The organism is Frigoribacterium sp. PhB160, assembly GCF_003751785.1.
Taxonomy (GTDB): Bacteria; Actinomycetota; Actinomycetes; order Actinomycetales; family Microbacteriaceae; genus Frigoribacterium.
Genome location: NZ_RKIE01000001.1, coordinates 702,527 through 718,411, shown reverse-complemented (window position 1 = coordinate 718,411; position 15,885 = coordinate 702,527). Strand labels below are relative to the sequence as shown.

The 15,885-nt window shown below is 73.3% G+C and carries 16 protein-coding genes; 8 read left to right on the top strand and 8 right to left on the bottom strand.

Going from position 1 to position 15,885, the window contains the following annotated elements; translation table 11 throughout:
• Positions 1-245 precede the first annotated feature (245 nt).
• Complete coding sequence (locus tag EDF38_RS03395) at positions 246-701, bottom strand: MarR family winged helix-turn-helix transcriptional regulator (protein ID WP_123353988.1); 456 nt, start codon at positions 699-701, stop codon at positions 246-248.
• Positions 702-863: 162 nt separating this feature from the next.
• Here EDF38_RS03395 and EDF38_RS03390 point away from each other — a divergent pair, with 162 nt between their 5' ends.
• A complete protein-coding gene (locus EDF38_RS03390; protein ID WP_123353987.1) occupies positions 864-2,084 on the top strand; it encodes a hypothetical protein in 1,221 nt (406 codons plus the stop codon).
• Here the strand turns inward: EDF38_RS03390 and EDF38_RS03385 are convergent.
• The 3 genes from EDF38_RS03385 to EDF38_RS16020 are packed head-to-tail and all read right to left on the bottom strand — an operon-like array spanning position 2,081 to position 4,135.
• Positions 2,081-2,749 (bottom strand): histidine phosphatase family protein, encoded by a 669-nt coding sequence (locus EDF38_RS03385; protein ID WP_123354994.1) that lies wholly within the window; start codon positions 2,747-2,749, stop codon positions 2,081-2,083. The two genes, EDF38_RS03390 and EDF38_RS03385, sit on opposite strands and share 4 nt — an antisense overlap.
• Positions 2,750-2,760: 11 nt before the next feature.
• Positions 2,761-3,444, bottom strand: coding sequence for a nucleoside/nucleotide kinase family protein (locus EDF38_RS03380; protein ID WP_199734561.1), 684 nt, complete (start codon positions 3,442-3,444; stop codon positions 2,761-2,763).
• Positions 3,445-3,457: 13 nt separating this feature from the next.
• Complete coding sequence (locus tag EDF38_RS16020; RefSeq protein ID WP_233572174.1) at positions 3,458-4,135, bottom strand: DedA family protein; 678 nt, start codon at positions 4,133-4,135, stop codon at positions 3,458-3,460.
• A gap of 229 nt (positions 4,136-4,364) precedes the next feature.
• Between EDF38_RS16020 and EDF38_RS03370 the strand changes: the two genes are divergently transcribed.
• The 4 genes from EDF38_RS03370 (at position 4,365) to EDF38_RS03355 (ending at position 9,378) form a co-directional block, all read left to right on the top strand.
• Entirely contained in the window at positions 4,365-5,318 is a 954-nt protein-coding gene (locus EDF38_RS03370; RefSeq protein ID WP_123353985.1) for an ABC transporter ATP-binding protein, read from the top strand.
• Positions 5,315-6,190, top strand: a complete 876-nt coding sequence (locus EDF38_RS03365) for an ABC transporter permease subunit (protein ID WP_123353984.1) — start codon at positions 5,315-5,317, stop codon at positions 6,188-6,190. Before EDF38_RS03370 ends, EDF38_RS03365 begins: the two co-directional genes overlap by 4 nt.
• Before the next feature lie 126 nt (positions 6,191-6,316).
• A complete protein-coding gene (locus EDF38_RS03360; RefSeq protein WP_123353983.1) occupies positions 6,317-7,804 on the top strand; it encodes a DHA2 family efflux MFS transporter permease subunit in 1,488 nt (495 codons plus the stop codon).
• A 77-nt stretch (positions 7,805-7,881) separates the two neighbouring features.
• The gene (locus tag EDF38_RS03355; RefSeq protein ID WP_123353982.1) at positions 7,882-9,378 is read left to right on the top strand and encodes an MFS transporter; all 1,497 of its coding nucleotides are present in this window, start codon (positions 7,882-7,884) and stop codon (positions 9,376-9,378) included.
• 20 nt (positions 9,379-9,398) lie between these two features.
• Here the strand turns inward: EDF38_RS03355 and EDF38_RS03350 are convergent, their stop codons facing one another.
• Entirely contained in the window at positions 9,399-10,103 is a 705-nt protein-coding gene (locus tag EDF38_RS03350) for an NAD(P)H-hydrate epimerase (protein ID WP_233572171.1), read from the bottom strand.
• Positions 10,104-10,186: 83 nt separating this feature from the next.
• On the opposite strand from EDF38_RS03350, the gene EDF38_RS03345 reads away from it, so the two are divergent.
• Positions 10,187-10,984, top strand: coding sequence for an alpha/beta fold hydrolase (locus EDF38_RS03345; RefSeq protein WP_158613311.1), 798 nt, complete (start codon positions 10,187-10,189; stop codon positions 10,982-10,984).
• A 66-nt stretch (positions 10,985-11,050) separates the two neighbouring features.
• Entirely contained in the window at positions 11,051-12,610 is a 1,560-nt protein-coding gene (locus EDF38_RS03340) for an FAD-dependent oxidoreductase (protein ID WP_123353980.1), read from the top strand.
• On the opposite strand, the gene EDF38_RS03335 is transcribed toward EDF38_RS03340, so the two are convergent.
• Both EDF38_RS03335 and EDF38_RS03330 read right to left on the bottom strand, forming a co-directional pair.
• A complete protein-coding gene (locus tag EDF38_RS03335; protein WP_123353979.1) occupies positions 12,511-13,266 on the bottom strand; it encodes a Pr6Pr family membrane protein in 756 nt (251 codons plus the stop codon). The genes EDF38_RS03340 and EDF38_RS03335 overlap by 100 nt on opposite strands.
• Before the next feature lie 209 nt (positions 13,267-13,475).
• Positions 13,476-14,315: an aldo/keto reductase gene (locus EDF38_RS03330; RefSeq protein ID WP_123353978.1), complete on the bottom strand. Its 840-nt coding sequence runs from the start codon at positions 14,313-14,315 to the stop codon at positions 13,476-13,478.
• Positions 14,316-14,699: 384 nt separating this feature from the next.
• Here EDF38_RS03330 and EDF38_RS03325 point away from each other — a divergent pair, with 384 nt between their 5' ends.
• Complete coding sequence (locus EDF38_RS03325) at positions 14,700-14,981, top strand: hypothetical protein (protein WP_123353977.1); 282 nt, start codon at positions 14,700-14,702, stop codon at positions 14,979-14,981.
• Between the two features lie 98 nt (positions 14,982-15,079).
• Here EDF38_RS03325 and EDF38_RS03320 read toward each other — a convergent pair whose 3' ends face one another.
• A complete protein-coding gene (locus EDF38_RS03320; protein ID WP_370275502.1) occupies positions 15,080-15,781 on the bottom strand; it encodes an endonuclease/exonuclease/phosphatase family protein in 702 nt (233 codons plus the stop codon).
• Positions 15,782-15,885: the final 104 nt, after the last annotated feature.

Below are 15,885 nucleotides of genomic sequence, written 5' to 3'. Positions count from 1 at the left end.
CGCACGATCGAGCGCGCGTCCACCCGGCCGACGGACTCCTCCACCCTAGGTGCGGGACGCGGAAGGGTAAACCCGGAGTCCAGGGTTGCCCGCGATCAGTTTGTCCCCAGTTCTGGGTCCTCATGCGTTCACACGAGTCACACCAGTCACATCCGTGACCGGATCTGTACCCCGAGGATCACCGGGCCACCACGACGATGCGCAGTGCCGCCCGCCCCTCGCGGCCCCGTCCCCGAGCCCCTCGCTCAGCCCTCGAAGGCCGAGTTCAGGCGACGCAGCGCGGCCGCCAGGTCGGCGATCTCGGCGGGCCGCCACTCGCCGAGGGTCTCGGCGAGCGCCGCCCGGTTCGCCTCCGTCGAGCGGGCCAGCAGCTCGTCGCCGCGCGGCGTCAGCGACAGGACCTGGCCGCGGCGCCCGTCGGCCTCGCCCTCGCCGCCGGTCGAGACGAGGCCCAGCTCGAGCAGCCCGGCGAGCTGCCGCGACACGGTGGAGCGGTTGAGCCCGAAGTCCGCGGCGATGTCGACGGCGCGGCAGCCCGGGTGGGTCGCGATGAAGGTGACGAGCGAGTGCTCCACGAACGACAGGGGCGCGCTGCGGCGACGCGCCCGCGCCACGGCGCGTCGTGAGACCCGCTCGAGCTCGGAGTAGACGCGGTCGATCTCCGCCCGGTCCGCCCCGTCCTGCCTCGTGTCGCGCGTCATGGGCCGAGCCTAACGACCGCACGCCGGTCGGGACGCTCGCCCAGGACGACCGCTGGCGCCGCACGACGCGGAGGCGTACAGTCATGAGTTGCACGATGCAACAAAGGGGTTCGTCGTCGCGCAGGCCGACCGCCTGCACACCGTCCACCCCCGAGGAGCCCCGTGTCGTCACCCCAGTCCGAACCGTCCGGTCGAGTCGCCCTCCGCGAGCCGCGGCCGGGCGGGCACCCCGGTGAGCCCGACCGCGGCGGCTTCCCCGTCGTCGGCTCAGGAGAGGACGTCGCCCGCGCCGTCCCCGCGGGCACGGGGGGCCACAGCGTCCACATCCACCTGAACGAGCGACGCCGGCCCCGCCGGTCGCTGCCGGGCGCCTCCTTCTGGCGTGGCCTCGGGCTGCACCTGCTCATCCCCCTGTTCCTCGCCGCGGGCATGGCCCTGGCGTACCTCGGCGCCTTCGGCCAGCCGACGCCGCACCACCTGCCGGTGGCCGTCGTCGGCTCCTCCGCCGAGTCCGAGGTCTTCGCGCAGTCCCTCAACGACTCGGCGCCCGAGGCCCTGGACGTGCGGACGGTGCCCGACGCCGCCGCGGCCCGCGCCCTGATCGAGAGCCGCGACGTCGTCGCCTCCTACGAGGCGACGGCGACCGACGCGACGATCTCCGTCTCGAGCGCCGCGAGCGACACGACCGCCTCGGTCGTGGAGAAGGTCTTCCTGCCCATCGCCTACCGACAGCACCTGCCCGTGCAGGTCGACGACGTCGTGCCGACGGGCGAGGGCGACCCCACCGGCCAGGGCCTGTTCTTCCTCATGGTCGCGCTCAGCGTCGGCGGGTACGCCAGCGCCGCCGCGATCTCGGCCGTCGTCGCCGCCTCGCGCACCGGCCTCGCCACGCGCCTCGGCATCGCCGTCGGCACCGCGGCGCTCGTCGCCGCGATCGGCACCGTCGTCGTCGGCCCCGTCTACGGCATCGTCGACCACGCACTGTGGCCGCTCTGGCTGCTCAGCTGGCTGTACGTCAGCGGGATCGTCGTCGTCGGGGTGGGCCTGCACCCCCTGCTGCGGCACTGGACGACGCCTGTGCTGACGATGCTCTTCGTCATGCTCAACTTCACGAGCTCGGGCGGCGTCTTCGCGGCGCAGCTCGTGCCGTCCTTCTTCTCGGCGTTGTCCGCGTTCTGGAACGGCTCGGCCTGGCTGCACGCCACCCAGACCGTCGTCTACTTCCCCGCCCAGGGCATCGGGCGGGACGGCCTCGTGCTCGCGCTCTGGCTCGCGGCCGGCGTCGGCCTCGCCGTGCTCACGCACGCCTGGAGCCGCCGCCGCACCCGCCTCGCCGACGAGCGGGCCGAGGTCACCGAGGAGGACGAGGTCGTCGCGGCCTAGGCGTCGACCTCGGCGGGCTCGCCGGTCGGGTCGAGCGCGGCCGGGTCGTCGAGCCCGGGCCCGCCCACGGGCTCGCCCTGCCAGCTGACGAGCCGGAAGCCCGCCTCGGGGTCGCCCTCCAGCGCGACGACGCCCGTGTTGTCGAGCGAGTGGTCGCGGGCGAAGGCGGGGCTGCCGCCCGTGGAGCGCGCACCGACCCAGCCACGGATGGCCGCGCCGTGGCTGACGATCGCCACGGTGCCGTGACCGGACGCGACGGCCAGCGCCACGCCGCGGTCGTAGCGACCGAAGAACTCGTGGCCGTCGCCGCCGCCCGGCATCCGCCGGTCGAGGTCGCCCTCGACCCAGGCGACGACCGTGCCGAGGTAGGCCGTGACGGCGTCGTGGTCGCTGCGCATCTCGAGGTCGCCGGCGCCGACCTCGCGCAGCTCGTCGAGCACGACCGGGACGAGGCCGCGGGCCTCGGCCAGCGGTGCCGCCGTCAGGTGCGTGCGGACCATGCTGCTCACGTAGAGGGCGCCGATGCGCTCGTCGGCGAGCGCCTCCGGCAGCGCCGCCGCCTGGCGGAGGCCGAGCGCCGTGAGGCCCGGCCCGGGGACGGTCGTGCCCAGGTCGCCCCGGACGTTGTCGGGCGTCTGGCCGTGGCGGATGAGGAGGAGGCGCATGATCGACGAGCCTACGGGCGACCGCCGACAGCGCGCTCCGCGGCGGCCTCGGCCCACAGGGCGGCCCCGTCGACCTCGTCGTCGGCGCGGCCTCGGGTCGAGCGCACCAGGCGGGCGTTGGCCTCGTCCGGCCCCGTCGCCCAGGCGAGCGCTGCCTCCGGCGTCTTGCCGTACCGCTCGTGCCGCGCGACGAGCCAGCGGAGGCGCTCGTCGGCCGGGGCGTCGACGAACCACACCGCGTCGAAGGCGTCGGCGACCCCTCGCCACGACCCGTCGTCGACGAGCAGGTAGTTGCCCTCGCTGACGACCACCTGCACGGCCGGGTCGACGGCGACCGACCCGGCCACCGCCTCCTCGATCTCCCGGCGGAAGTCGGGGGCCCAGACGGTCTCGGCGGCGTCGAGGCGGAGCCGCCGCAGGAGGGCGAGGTACCCGCCCGCGTCGAACGTGTCGGGCGCGCCCTTGCGCCCGGCCCGGCCGAGGCGGGCGAGCTCGCGGCCGGAGAGGTGCCAGCCGTCCATGGGCACGACGGCCGCGGGGACGCCTCGGGCGACCAGCGCCTCCGCCAGGAGGACGGCGACCGTGCTCTTGCCGCTGCCGGGCTCCCCGGCCAGGCCGAGCAGCACCCGCCCGCCGCCGGCCGCGGCCCGCAGCACGTCGACGCGCGCCAGCAGGGCGTCCCGTCCGGTCAGCACGGCCGCGGCCCGCTCAGGCGCCGGGCGTCGTGACGCGCTTCTCGCGACGGCTGACGAGGGTCTTGCGGAGGACGGTGACGAGGATCGGCGCCACCGAGACGAACACGATCACGATCGCCCAGACGTCGACGTGGTCGCGGATGATCGGCACGTCGCCGAGAAGCGAGCCGAGCACCGTCACGCCGACGGCCCAGAGGAAGGCGCCGATCACGTTGAAGGCGATGAACTTCCGGTACCGGTAGTTCGCGGTGCCCGCGGCGAGCGGCACGTAGGTGCGGACGATCGGCACGAAGCGGCCGAGCACCAGCGACAGCCCGCCGTACTTGGCGAAGAAGGCCTCGGCCTTCTCGAGGTGCGCCGTCTTGAGGATCCGCGCGTCGGGCTTGAACCACTTGCGGCCGAAGGTGTGCCCGAGGAAGAAGCCGACCTGGTCGCCGAGGAAGGCCGCGACGAACGCGCAGAGCGCGATGACCCAGACCTGCAGGCCGAGGGCCTCGTGCAGCAGCCCCGCGGTGAAGAGGAGGGAGTCGCCGGGGAGGAAGGGGAACAGCACGCCCGACTCGATGAAGACCATGAGCGAGATGCCGGCCAGCGCCCACGGGCCGAGCGCGGGCAGCAGCGCCTCGGGGTCGAAGAGCAGGAACCCTCCGGAGGCGGCGGGCAGGGAGGCGAGGAGGGAGGCTGTCGTCACCGCACGACTGTAACGTGCCGACGACGGCGACCGGCGGGGCCCGGCCGCTCGCGCACCGTGCGGAGGAGGCGCCTCCCCCGGTCGTCGCACGGGGCGGGGCCGAGGGTCGTCCGGTCGGGTGATGCCCCCGGGGACGGTCGCTCCTAGGCTCGACGCAGGCCGGCGACCCGGCGTGCGACGGCGCGCGCCGGTCGGCGGGACGAGAACCACGACGAGAGGCACGACCCGCATGATCGAAGCTCGATCGCTCACGAAGAGATACGGCTCGAAGGTGGCGCTCGACGACGTCAGCTTCACCGTCCGCCCCGGGGTCGTCACCGGCTTCCTCGGACCGAACGGCGCCGGCAAGTCGACGACGATGCGCATGATCGTCGGGCTCGACCGGCCGACGTCCGGCTCGGTGACGGTCAACGGCCGGCCCTACGCCGAGCACCGCGCGCCGCTCCGCGAGGTGGGCGTGCTGCTCGACGCCAAGGCCGTGCACAGCGGCCGCAGCGCCGCCGACCACCTCCTCGCCATGGCCGCCACGCACGGCATCGGCAAGGCCCGCGTCCGCGAGGTGATCGCCCTCACCGGCCTCGAGTCGGTCGCGAAGAAGCGCGTCGGCGGGTTCTCGCTCGGCATGGGCCAGCGCCTCGGCATCGCCGCCGCCCTGCTCGGCGACCCGGCGACCGTCATCTTCGACGAGCCCGTCAACGGCCTCGACCCCGAGGGCGTCGTCTGGGTGCGCACTCTCGCGCGCCACCTGGCGAGCGAGGGCCGCACCGTGTTCCTCTCGTCGCACCTCATGAGCGAGATGGCGCAGACCGCCGACCACCTCATCGTGCTCGGCCGGGGGCGCGTCCTCGCCGACGCACCGGTCAGCACCGTCATCGCCCAGGCCTCGGGCGACGGCGTCCGCGTCCGCAGCCCGCACCTCGCCCAGCTGTCGGAGCTGCTGCGGGCGCGCACCGAGGTCGTCGCGACGACCACGGACGACGGCGCCCTCGACCTCCGGGGCGTCACCGCCGCGCAGGTCGGCGAGGCGGCGGCCGCGCAGGGCATCGTCCTGCACGAGCTGACCCCGCTCGTCCGCTCCCTCGAGGAGGCCTACATGACCCTGACCCAGGACAGCGTCGAGTACCACGCGGGCGGCACGCCCGCGCCCGACGCGTCCGCCACGACCTCGGGAGCGAAGCGATGAGCACGGCCACCACCACCCGCACGACCCACGCCCACGCGACCGGCTCGGGCGTCAGCTTCGGCCACGTCCTCCGCTCCGAGTGGATCAAGCTGCGCAGCCTGCGGTCGACCGCCTGGTGCTTCGCGGTGATCGTCGTCATCCTCGTCGGCTTCGCCGCCCTGGGCGCCGCGCTCTCGTCGGCCTTCTCCTCGACCGACGCGACGCCCGAGCAGCAGCAGTCGATCGCGGTGACGATCATCACCTTCGGCTCGCCGTTCGCCCAGCTCGTCGCCGCGGTGCTCGGCGCCCTCGTCATCACCGGCGAGTACGGCACGGGCATGATCCGCTCCACGTTCGCGGCGGTGCCCCGTCGCACGTCGGCGCTCGTGGCCAAGGTCGTCCTCGTGGGCTCGACCACCTTCGTGGTCTCGCTGCTCTCGCTCGCCGTCGGACTCCTCGTCGCGACGCCGCTGCTGTCGGGTCAGGGCATCGACGTCGACCTCTCCGACGGCCGGCTCTGGCAGTCGGTCGTGGGCGCCGCCGCCACCGTCGCCTTCACCGCGATGATCGCCTTCGGGCTCGGGGCGATCATCCGCAACGGCGCCGGCGGCATCGCCGCGGCGATCGGCGTGGTGTTCGTGCTGCCGATCATCTTCGGCATCGCCCAGGGCCTCATCGCGAAGGCCTGGATCTACACGCTGTACGAGTTCACCCCGCCGCAGGCCGGCACGAGGCTCTACGACTACCCGGTCGACGGCGCGTCGGTGCTCAGCGCGCCGGCCCTCGACGGCGCCGTGGTGCTCGAGCCCTGGCAGGCGCTGCTCGTGCTCGTCGGCTGGGTCGTCGTGCTGTTCGGCCTCGCGCTGACGCTGGCCAAGCGGCGGGACGTCTGACCCCCCGGGTGGCGGCCTCCTCGGCGCGTCGCGCGGATCGGGAATGAACCAGATGGTTCGGACGCTGCATCTGCGGTCTCGACGGAGAGACGGACCGCCACCCGCCTGCCCCTCCTGGGAGATCACATGACGAGCGACACCGCCGCCCCCACCTCCGCGCCCGCGGGCGACGCCGCCCCCGGCGACGACGCGAGCCTCGCCGCGCGCAACAAGCTCGTCATCGGACTGCTGCTCGTCTCCGCGTTCGTCGTCATCCTCAACGAGACGATCATGGGCGTGGCGCTGCCCAGCCTCACGCGCGACCTCGACATCACCGTCACGGCCGGCCAGTGGCTGACGACCGGATTCATGCTGACGATGGCCGTCGTCATCCCGATCACCGGCTTCCTCCTGCAGCGCTTCAACACGCGCCCCGTGTTCATCACCGCGATGAGCCTCTTCAGCCTCGGCACGGCCATCTCGGCGATCGCGCCCGGCTTCGGCGTCCTGCTGATGGGCCGCATCGTCCAGGCCTCCGGCACGGCGATCATGATGCCGCTGCTGATGACGACGGTGCTGACGCTCGTTCCCGCCGCGACGCGCGGCCGCACGATGGGCAACATCTCGATCGTCATCTCGGTCGCCCCGGCCATCGGCCCGACCATCTCCGGCGTCATCCTCAGCGTCCTCGAGTGGCGCTTCATGTTCATCATCGTGCTGCCCATCGCCCTCGCCGCCCTGGCCCTCGGCGCCGTGCGGGTCAAGAACGTCACGACCCCCCGCAAGGTCCCGCTCGACGTGCTCTCGGTGATCCTCTCGGCGTTCGCCTTCGGCGGCATCGTCTTCGGCCTCAGCTCGATCGGCGAGGGCGCCGAGGCCGCCGTGCCGGCGTGGGTGCCGATCGGCGTCGGCGTCGTCGCCCTGCTCGCCTTCGTCCTGCGCCAGCGGGCCCTGCAGCGTGACGACAAGGCGCTCCTCGACCTCCGCACCTTCCTCTCGCGCACCTTCACGACCTCGGTGCTCGTGCTCGGCGTCGGCATGATCGCGCTCTTCGGCACGCTGATCGTGCTGCCGATCTACCTGCAGAACGTCCACGGCCTCGACCCGCTCGCCACCGGCCTGCTGCTGCTGCCCGGCGGCCTGCTGCAGGGCGTGCTGTCGCCGATCGTCGGTCGGATCTTCGACAAGCACGGCCCGACCGTGCTGCTCGTGCCCGGCACGATGCTCGTCAGCGCGGTGCTGTGGTTCCTCTCGACCGTGTCGGAGTTCACGCCGATCCCGCTCGTGCTGGCTGCCCACGTCGCGCTCAGCGTCGGCCTCGCCCTCATGTTCACGCCCCTCTTCACCTCCGGCCTCGGCTCGCTGCCCGGCAAGCTCTACTCGCACGGCAGCGCGATCGTCGGCACGGTGCAGCAGGTGGCCGGCGCCGCCGGCACGGCCGTCTTCGTGACCGTCATGACCCTCGCCACGGTCTCGGCCGCGAGCGGCGGTGCCGGTGACATCGCCGCCGCCAGCGCGGGCGTCCGCGCCGCGTTCCTCGTCGGCGCGGTCATCTCGCTCTTCGCCGTGGTCGGGGCGTTCTTCGTCCGACGCCCGCCGGTGACCGAGGGCGCCGAGCCGATCGTCGCGCACTAGCCGCGCTCCGGGGGTAGCGTCGCCCGGTGTTCGTGCACCCTCTGCACGGATGCACACCGCGCACCGGGGAGGTCACCATGAGCAGCTCGTCGACCACGTCGAGGGGAGGCGGGGGCGGCACGGTCCGCAGCCTCGTCCCGGCCCGCATGGACCGCCTCCCCTGGACGAAGTTCCACTGGACGATCGTCGTCGGGCTCGGGTTCTCGTGGGTGCTCGACGGGCTCGAGATCCAGATCGTCGCCTCGGCCGGGTTCCAGGCCGACCTCGGGCTCACCGCCGCGCAGGTCGGCTACCTCGGCACGATCTACCTGCTCGGCCAGGTGGCGGGCGCACTGATCTTCGGACGGCTGAGCGACACCCTCGGGCGCAAGAAGCTGTTCATCCTCACGCTCGCGATCTACCTGGTCGCGAGCGGGCTCGCGGGCCTGTCGCCGAGCTTCGCCTTCCTCGCCGTGTTCCGCTTCATCGCCGGCATGGGCATCGGCGGCGAGTACGCCGCCATCAACTCGGCCATCGACGAGATCATCCCGTCGCGGTACCGCGGCCGCGTCGACATCGCCATCAACGGCACGTACTGGGGCGGCGCCGCACTCGGCTCGGCGGCCAACCTGTTCCTGCTGAACACCGACTACTTCGCCGAGAACGTCGGCTGGCGCATCGGCTTCTTCATCGGCCCGGTGCTGGGGCTGATCATCATCTACCTGCGCCGCCACATCCCCGAGAGCCCCCGCTGGCTGATGACCCACGGCCGCGAGGAGGAGGCGGAGGCGACGGTCACCGACATCGAGCACCGCGTCGAGGCCGAGGGCCGCACCCTAGAGCCGGTCAGCGACGACCAGGCGCTGGAGGTGACCGACAAGGGCCGCATCCCGTTCAGCGTCATCGTCCGCACCCTGGTCCAGGACTACCCGAAGCGCACGCTGGTCGCCGCGACGATGATGATCACGCAGTCGTTCCTCTACAACGCGATCTTCTTCACGTACGCGCTCGTCCTGCAGAACTTCTACGGCACCGACCCGGCGTCGACGCAGTACTTCTTCTTCCCGTTCGCGATCGGCAACCTGCTCGGGCCGTTGCTGCTCGGCCACCTCTTCGACACGTGGGGCCGACGTCAGATGATCTTCCTCACCTACGGCGTCTCCGCGGTGGTGCTCGCCGTGTCGGCGGTGCTCTTCCACATGGACCTGCTGTCGGCGACCACGCAGACGATCTTCTGGTGCGTCTCGTTCTTCTTCGCCTCGGCGGGCGCGTCGTCGGCGTACCTCACGGTGAGCGAGATCTTCCCGCTCGAGCTGCGCGGTCAGGTCATCGGCTACTTCTTCGCGCTCGGCCAGATCGCCGGCGCGGTCGCGCCCACCCTCTACGGCGCCCTGATCGGCGACGGGACCGACCGCGGCCCGCTGACCTTCGGCTACTTCCTCGGCGCGGGGATCATGCTCGTCGGCGGGGTCGTCGCCCTGATCTTCGGGGTGGCTGCCGAACGGAAGTCGCTCGAGTCGATCACGAGCCCGCTGTCCGTCGTGGGGCCCGGGAAACAGGCGTCAGGGCCGGGGAAGGCCGGGCCGGGGAACTAGGCGACGACGGCCCCGCGGCCTCAGTCGGGGAGCGTGACCAGCGGCGGCATCGCCGCGAGGTCGGCCTCGATGCCGATCTCGACGACCTCGACCCGCCCGGCCAGGGCCGACCCGGGCGCGAGCACGAGCCCCGCCTTGCGTCCGCCGAAGGTGACCGTGAGGTCGGCCGGCAGCACCGCGTCGTCGGGCACCGACCCGTCGTCCGGGCCGACGCCGCTGGGCAGGTCGACGGCGACGACGAGCGGCAGGCGACCGGCGCCGCGGGACGCGAGCAGCGCCTCCACGACGCGTCGGCCCGCCCCGCGGAGCGCCGGCGACCCGCTCGTGCCCGTCCCGACGACGCCGTCGAGCAGCACGGCGGCCCCGGTCTCGGCGAGGCGGCGAGCGGCCCCGTCCGCGGTCGACCAGGCCACGGGGTCGTCGACGACGGCACCCGCGTCCCGAGCGGCCTCGAGGCCCTCCTCGTGCACGCGCGACCCCGTCGGGACGACCGTCACCGGGCAGCCGTCCGCGGCGAGCAGGGCGCCCGCGAACAGCGCGTCGCCGCCGTTGCTGCCGCTGCCGACCAGCAGCACGACGGGCGCCGGCCACGACGAGGAGGCGCGGAGCAGACCCCGCACCCCCTCGGCCAGGCCTGCGCTCGCCCTCGCCATCAGCGGCTCGCCCGCGTCGAGGTGCGGCTCCTCCGCCGCGCGGACCTGGGCTGCCGACCATGCGTGGACCATGGGCTCCATCGTGGACCGAGGCGAGCCTCCCCGTCCTCCCCCGGCGGTGCGGTCGGTCGACGGGGCGCTGCCAGACTGGGGGGATGCGTTCCGAGGCCACCAACCCGATCGACGGCACCCCCATCGCGTGGGAGGTCGACGGCGACGGGCCGCCGCTGCTGCTCGTGCACGGCTCCGGGCTGTCGCGCGGAAGCTGGCGGGGTCTCGGGTACCTGCGCGACCTCGAGCGCGACTTCACCGTCGTGGCGCTCGACCTGCGGGGGCACGGGCGGAGCGGCAAGCCGCACGACGTCGCCTCCTACTCGATGCAGCTGCACCGGGCCGACGTCGGGGCCGTGCTCGACGCCGCGGGGCTCTCGCCGGTGCACTACGTGGGCTACTCGTTCGGCGCGCGGATCGGGCTGTCGCTGGCCGCGCACGAGCCGTCGCGGCTGCGGACGCTGACGACGATCGGCGGGAGCTGGGCGCCCATGAACGGCAACATCGGGGCTACCTTCACCCCCGACTGGCACGAGGCGCTGACGACCGGCGGCATGGAGGCCTTCGTCGACCGGTGGGGCGAGACGATCGGCCACCGCATCGACCCGGCGACCCGGCAGGCGTTCGCGACGAACGACCCGCTCGCGCTGGCGGCGTTCTTCACCGCGGCCGAGACCGGCGGCGGGCTCACGGCCGAGCAGCTCGACTCGGTGCGCGTGCCGACGCTGCTGCTCGCCGGCACCCGCGACGTCGCCCGGCACCGCGAGTCGCAGGACGCCGCCCGCCGCATGCCCGAGGCCGCGTTCTTCGAGCTCGTCGGCCAGGACCACGCGTCGTCGCTCGCCCCGGTCGACCAGGTGACCGACCTGCTGCGCACGTACCTCGAGGCCGTCGACGCCTGAGACCGGCCCGCCGGCCGGGCCGCCGCGCGCGACAGGCGGGGCACTCGCTGCGACAATGGACGCACCATGGGCATCAGTCGTCGCGCGTTCCTGACGGGCTCGGTCTCGGGGGCCGCCGTGCTCCTGCTGACCGCCTGCACCCCCGACGCGCCCGCGCCCGTCGCCACCGCGACCACGCCGCCCGCCACGGCCACCCCGACCCCGACCCCGACCGCCGTGCCCGCCGGCGCGGCCCCCGTCGCCGTCGAACGCAGCGCCTGGGCCACCGACCCCTACTCGCTCGGCGCCACGAGCTACCTCACGACGGGCTCCTCCGACACCGACCGCGCGACCCTGCGCGACCCGGTCGACGACCGGCTCTTCCTCGCCGGCGAGGCGACGGCGTCGTCCTCGGCCGGGACGGTCTCGGGCGCGCGGGTGAGCGGCTTCGAGGTCGCCGAGGCCGTCGCCGCCGTCGCCTCCCCCGGCGAGCGGATCGCCGTCGTCGGCGCGGGGATGGCCGGCGCCACCGCCGCCCGCAGCCTCGCCGACCGCGGCTTCGACGTCGTCGTGGTCGAGGCCCGCGACCGGGTCGGCGGTCGCGTCCACTCGGTCGGCGACGACTCGTGGCCCTTCCCCGTCGAGCTCGGAGCCGGGGTCCCCCGCGGCGAGGCCGCCGTGGCCCTCCGAGCCGCGCTCGCCCTCGCCGGCGTGACGACCGTGCCCGTGCCCTCGACGGTCGACGCCCGCACGACCGCCGGGACGACGACCTCCCTCGGCGACGGCCCCGCAGCCGCCGTCGCCGCCGCCGCGGCCTGGGCGTCGCGGCAGCCCGAGAGCCTCACCGTCTCCCAGGCCGTCGTGGGCTCCGGTGCCGACGCCGTGTCGTCCGCTCCCGACGACGCCGGGGTGTCCGAGGCCGACCGCCTCGCCTGGCTCCTCGACGAGGCCGTGCCGGTCCGCTTCGGCGCCGGACCCGACGACCTCGCCGCGTCCGAGACCGGCAGGGAGACCGGCGGGGAGACCAGCACCGCGACGACCACAGCCGACCTCCTCCCGGGCGGCGAGCCCCTCGTCACCGGCAGCCTCTCGTCGTTCGTGACGGCGCAGCTCGAGGGCCTCGACGTCCTCCGCGGCAGCACGGTGGTGCGCCTCCAGCACGGCGACCAGGGCGTCGGCCTCCGCCTCGCCACCGGCGAGTCGCTCTCCGCCGACCGCGTCGTGTCGACCCTCCCGCTCGGAGTCCTGCAGGCGGGCACGACCGAGTTCGCCCCCGACCTCCCCACGGCGCACCTCGACGCGATCGCCGCCCTGGGCGTCGGCCAGCAGGAGGTCGTCTGGCTCCGCTTCGACGAACCGTTCTGGTCGACCGAGGCCACGGTCTGGGCCCTTCTCGACGGAGACGGCCCGTACCGGCTCTTCGTCAACCTCATGCCGGCCACGGGCGTGCCCGTCCTCGGCGCGCTGACCGGGGGCGACGACGCGGTGGCCGCCCTCGAGCTCGACGACGACGCCGCGGTGGCCGCGATCATGTCGAGCCTCGCGCCCTACCTCGACCGCGTCGCGGCCCCCGGCCCGACCGGCGACCCGACCGACCCGGGCGCGTCGACCGAGCCCTCGACCGACGGCTCCGCCCCCGCCGCCTGACCCCCGCCCCGAGGAGGCGCACCGTCGGCGCCGGCGTCGCCCCGGGGACGCAGGTGGCTGAGCGCGATCAGCCCCACGAGCACCCCCACGATCGTGCCGAGCGCGAGAGCGTTGTACGTGAGGTACTCCCCCGGCCAGAGCACCTGGGCGGGGTCGAGGAAGAAGTACGGGTACCAGCCGACCTCGGCACCGCGGACGATGGTCGCGATGCCCCAGACGATCGGGTACACGAGCACGACCGACAGCACCTTCCAGCTGACGCGCGTCCGGCCCGGCGCGGCGATCCAGTCGACGACGACGAAAGTCGGGATCCAGAAGTGCAGCACCTGGCTCGACCACGGGACGCCGATGGGGTAGCCGTTCGAGACCGACTCCGCGACGATGATGGCGTACACGACGCCCGACACGATGACGTAGGTGGTGACGAGCGCGTGCACGGCCGCGAAGAGGCGCGACTCGCTCCGCCCGCGGAGCGCGGTGACGCCCGACGCGACGAGCACCGCGGCGTTGGCGGTGTTGCTCTGCTGGGTGAAGTAGCTGAAGTAGTTCACCGACGTGAAGGTCGAGAAGCCGAGCACGTAGACGAAGTTGCCGACGAGCGCCGTCAGCGCGGCGGCCGCCGCGAGGAGGCGCAGGAGGCCGACGAACCGTCTCACCTGACCACTCGCTCCCTGCGTCGACCGGGCGCCACGTGCGCCCACTGCAAGACGACGAGCGTACCCTCGCCGCCCGGGAGCACCCCGGGCGCCGCGCCCGGTCGACGCGTCGGGACGCGGCGGGAGGCCCGCCTGTCCGTCGGTGACCGCGCCCGCGACGGCGGGAGGCCCGCCGACCACCGGTCGACGGGCCTCGCGCACCACCAGGCCTAGCTGGGGATGTAGTCGAACGTGTCGGGGTCGGGCCCCGTGCGCTCGCCCTTGTCGAGGTCGGTGATGGCCGCGATGTCGGCGTCGCTCAGCTCGAAGTCGAACAGCGCGGCGTTCTCCTCCACGCGCGAGCGCGTGACGGACTTGGGGAAGACGATGTCGCCCCGCTGGACGTGCCAGCGCAGCGTGACCTGGGCGGTGGACTTGCCGACCCGCTCGGCGATCTCGACGAGCGTCGGGTCGTCGAGCACCTTGCCCTGGGCGATGGGCGACCAGGCCTCGGTGTGGATGCCGTGCTCGACGCCGAAGAGGCGCACCGAGTCGTTGGTGAGGTAGGGGTGGACCTCGATCTGGTTCACGGCGGGCACGACGTCGGCCTCGTCGAGCAGGCGCTGCAGATGCGCCTGCTGGAAGTTCGACACGCCGATCGCCCGGGCGCGGCCGCTCGCGTGGATCTCCTCCAGCGCCTTCCAGGTCTCGAGGTAGTCGACGTCCGTCGTCGGCAGCGGCCAGTGGATGAGGAAGAGGTCGACGTGGTCGGTGCCGAGCGCCTCGAGGGTGCCGTCGAAGGCCTTGAGTGCGGCGTCGCGGCGGTGGAAGCCGTTGTTGAGCTTCGAGGTGACGAAGACGTCGGAGCGGTCGAGGCCCGACTCGCGGATCGCCTCGCCGACGCCCGCCTCGTTGCCGTACATCTGGGCCGTGTCGATGTGGCGGTAGCCGACCTCGAAGGCGGTGAGCGTCGCGTCCTTCGTCTCGGCCGGGTCGATCTGGTAGACGCCGAAGCCGAGCTGGGGGATCTCGACGCCGTTGTTCAGGGTGATGGTGGGGATGCTGGTCATGCGCTCCAGGCAACCACGTGCCCCCGACATCGGTCCCAGGATCGACGTCGGGACTCGCCCTGGCGCATCCCGGCGGGCCGTGTTATCGTTGCAGGTCGCTCGGAACGATCCTCTCTGATCGTTCCCGACCCGGCCCACGCTCCGACAGCTGCTGTCCACACCGCAGACTCGACGACACGGGGCCAGGCCGAACAGCCTGACGGACACCCGGCTCGAGCCCAGCGGCTCGCCTACTCACCGGTCTCCGTGCACCAGGCCCGACCGAGGCCCGCGACCACGCGCCGCACCTCGAGGACGAACCCGTCCGACTCACCCCGCCCCACCACGGCGGTCCACGCAGCCTCGCGCTGCGTGCCACAGAGCACATCACCGGAAGACAGAACCATGAACGACAACATCATCAGCATCACCGGCACGGTCACGACCGAGCCCGTCCTGACCACCGCACGCCTCGTCGAGTTCGTCGTCGTCGACGCCCGCGGCGCCGAGTACGCCGTCCGCGCCTGGGCCGACGTCGTCACCGACGCGGTCCGCGTCGGCTCGCCCGTCACGGTCGAGGGCGCCGAGGGCTGGGTCATCCCCGGCCGCAGCTGGCGCCGCGAGCCGAGCCGCACCATCGTGCAGGCCTACGCCGTGGGCACCACGGCGCTCGCCCTGGCCGCGTAGGCCGCGGACGACGAACGGCACCGCGCCTCCCGATCGACGAGATCAGGAGGCGCGGTGCCGTTCGCGCGTCCGGTGGCGGAGCCGAGGCGCGAGCGCCGCTACGCCGTGGCGAGTCCCTGGGCGCGCACGAGGATCGGCCGGTGGTCGCTGACCCCGGCGGGCAGGGTGACGACGTCCTCGATGACGAGGTCGTAGCTCGTCGCGAAGTCGAAGTGGCCCTTGACGTACTTGTAGCCGAGGTAGGTCGGCGTGCTGCTGCGGGTCAGGGTGAAGCCGTCGCGCTCGATGCGCTTCTTGAGCCCGAGGTGGAACCAGGGGTAGTTGAAGTCGCCCACCATGAGCATCGGCACGCCCGGCGCCAGGGCGCGCATCAGGCCGTGGGCTGACTCGACCTGCTTCTTGCGGAGGGCGTTGCTCGCCGTCAGCGGAGCGGCGTGGAACGAGCCGATCAGGACGTCCTGCCCCGAGACGCGGTCGTGCAGGTGCATCGCCAGCAGGCGCTCGTGCGCCGGCGACATGACCCGGTCGTGCATCGACTTCTTGAGCGCGTACACCTGGGTGCCGAGCAGCTCGAAGCGCTCGGCACGGTAGTACGCCGCGAGGCCGAGCCGGTTGTTGCGGGTCGAGGCCGCGAGGGTGTACTCGCCGAACGACTCGGGGATGTCGTTCGTGTCGGCCTCCTGGAGGCACAGCACGTCGACCGCGTTGTCCTCCGCCAGCGCCTGGATCTCGCCCTTGGCCGTGTGCTCGCGCAGGTTGTAGCTCACCACGCGCATGGTGTTGCCGCTCTTGTCGTCCACGAGTGACGAACCTAGTCCCTCGATGTTTCCGGCAGGTGCACGCTGCGCACCGCGGACGGCGACCGGCACGGCGCCCGGCGCGACGACGGAGGCGGCCCGCACCT

Coding starts and splice junctions, on each gene's coding strand:
- EDF38_RS03395 (WP_123353988.1), bottom strand. CDS start 701: ATGACGCGCGACACGAGGCAGGACGGGGCGGACCGGGCGGAGATCGAC.
- EDF38_RS03385 (WP_123354994.1), bottom strand. CDS start 2,749: ATGCGCCTCCTCCTCATCCGCCACGGCCAGACGCCCGACAACGTCCGG.
- EDF38_RS03370 (WP_123353985.1), top strand. CDS start 4,365: ATGATCGAAGCTCGATCGCTCACGAAGAGATACGGCTCGAAGGTGGCG.
- EDF38_RS03365 (WP_123353984.1), top strand. CDS start 5,315: ATGAGCACGGCCACCACCACCCGCACGACCCACGCCCACGCGACCGGC.
- EDF38_RS03360 (WP_123353983.1), top strand. CDS start 6,317: ATGACGAGCGACACCGCCGCCCCCACCTCCGCGCCCGCGGGCGACGCC.
- EDF38_RS03355 (WP_123353982.1), top strand. CDS start 7,882: ATGAGCAGCTCGTCGACCACGTCGAGGGGAGGCGGGGGCGGCACGGTC.
- EDF38_RS03350 (WP_233572171.1), bottom strand. CDS start 10,103: ATGGTCCACGCATGGTCGGCAGCCCAGGTCCGCGCGGCGGAGGAGCCG.
- EDF38_RS03345 (WP_158613311.1), top strand. CDS start 10,187: ATGCGTTCCGAGGCCACCAACCCGATCGACGGCACCCCCATCGCGTGG.
- EDF38_RS03340 (WP_123353980.1), top strand. CDS start 11,051: ATGGGCATCAGTCGTCGCGCGTTCCTGACGGGCTCGGTCTCGGGGGCC.
- EDF38_RS03330 (WP_123353978.1), bottom strand. CDS start 14,315: ATGACCAGCATCCCCACCATCACCCTGAACAACGGCGTCGAGATCCCC.
- EDF38_RS03325 (WP_123353977.1), top strand. CDS start 14,700: ATGAACGACAACATCATCAGCATCACCGGCACGGTCACGACCGAGCCC.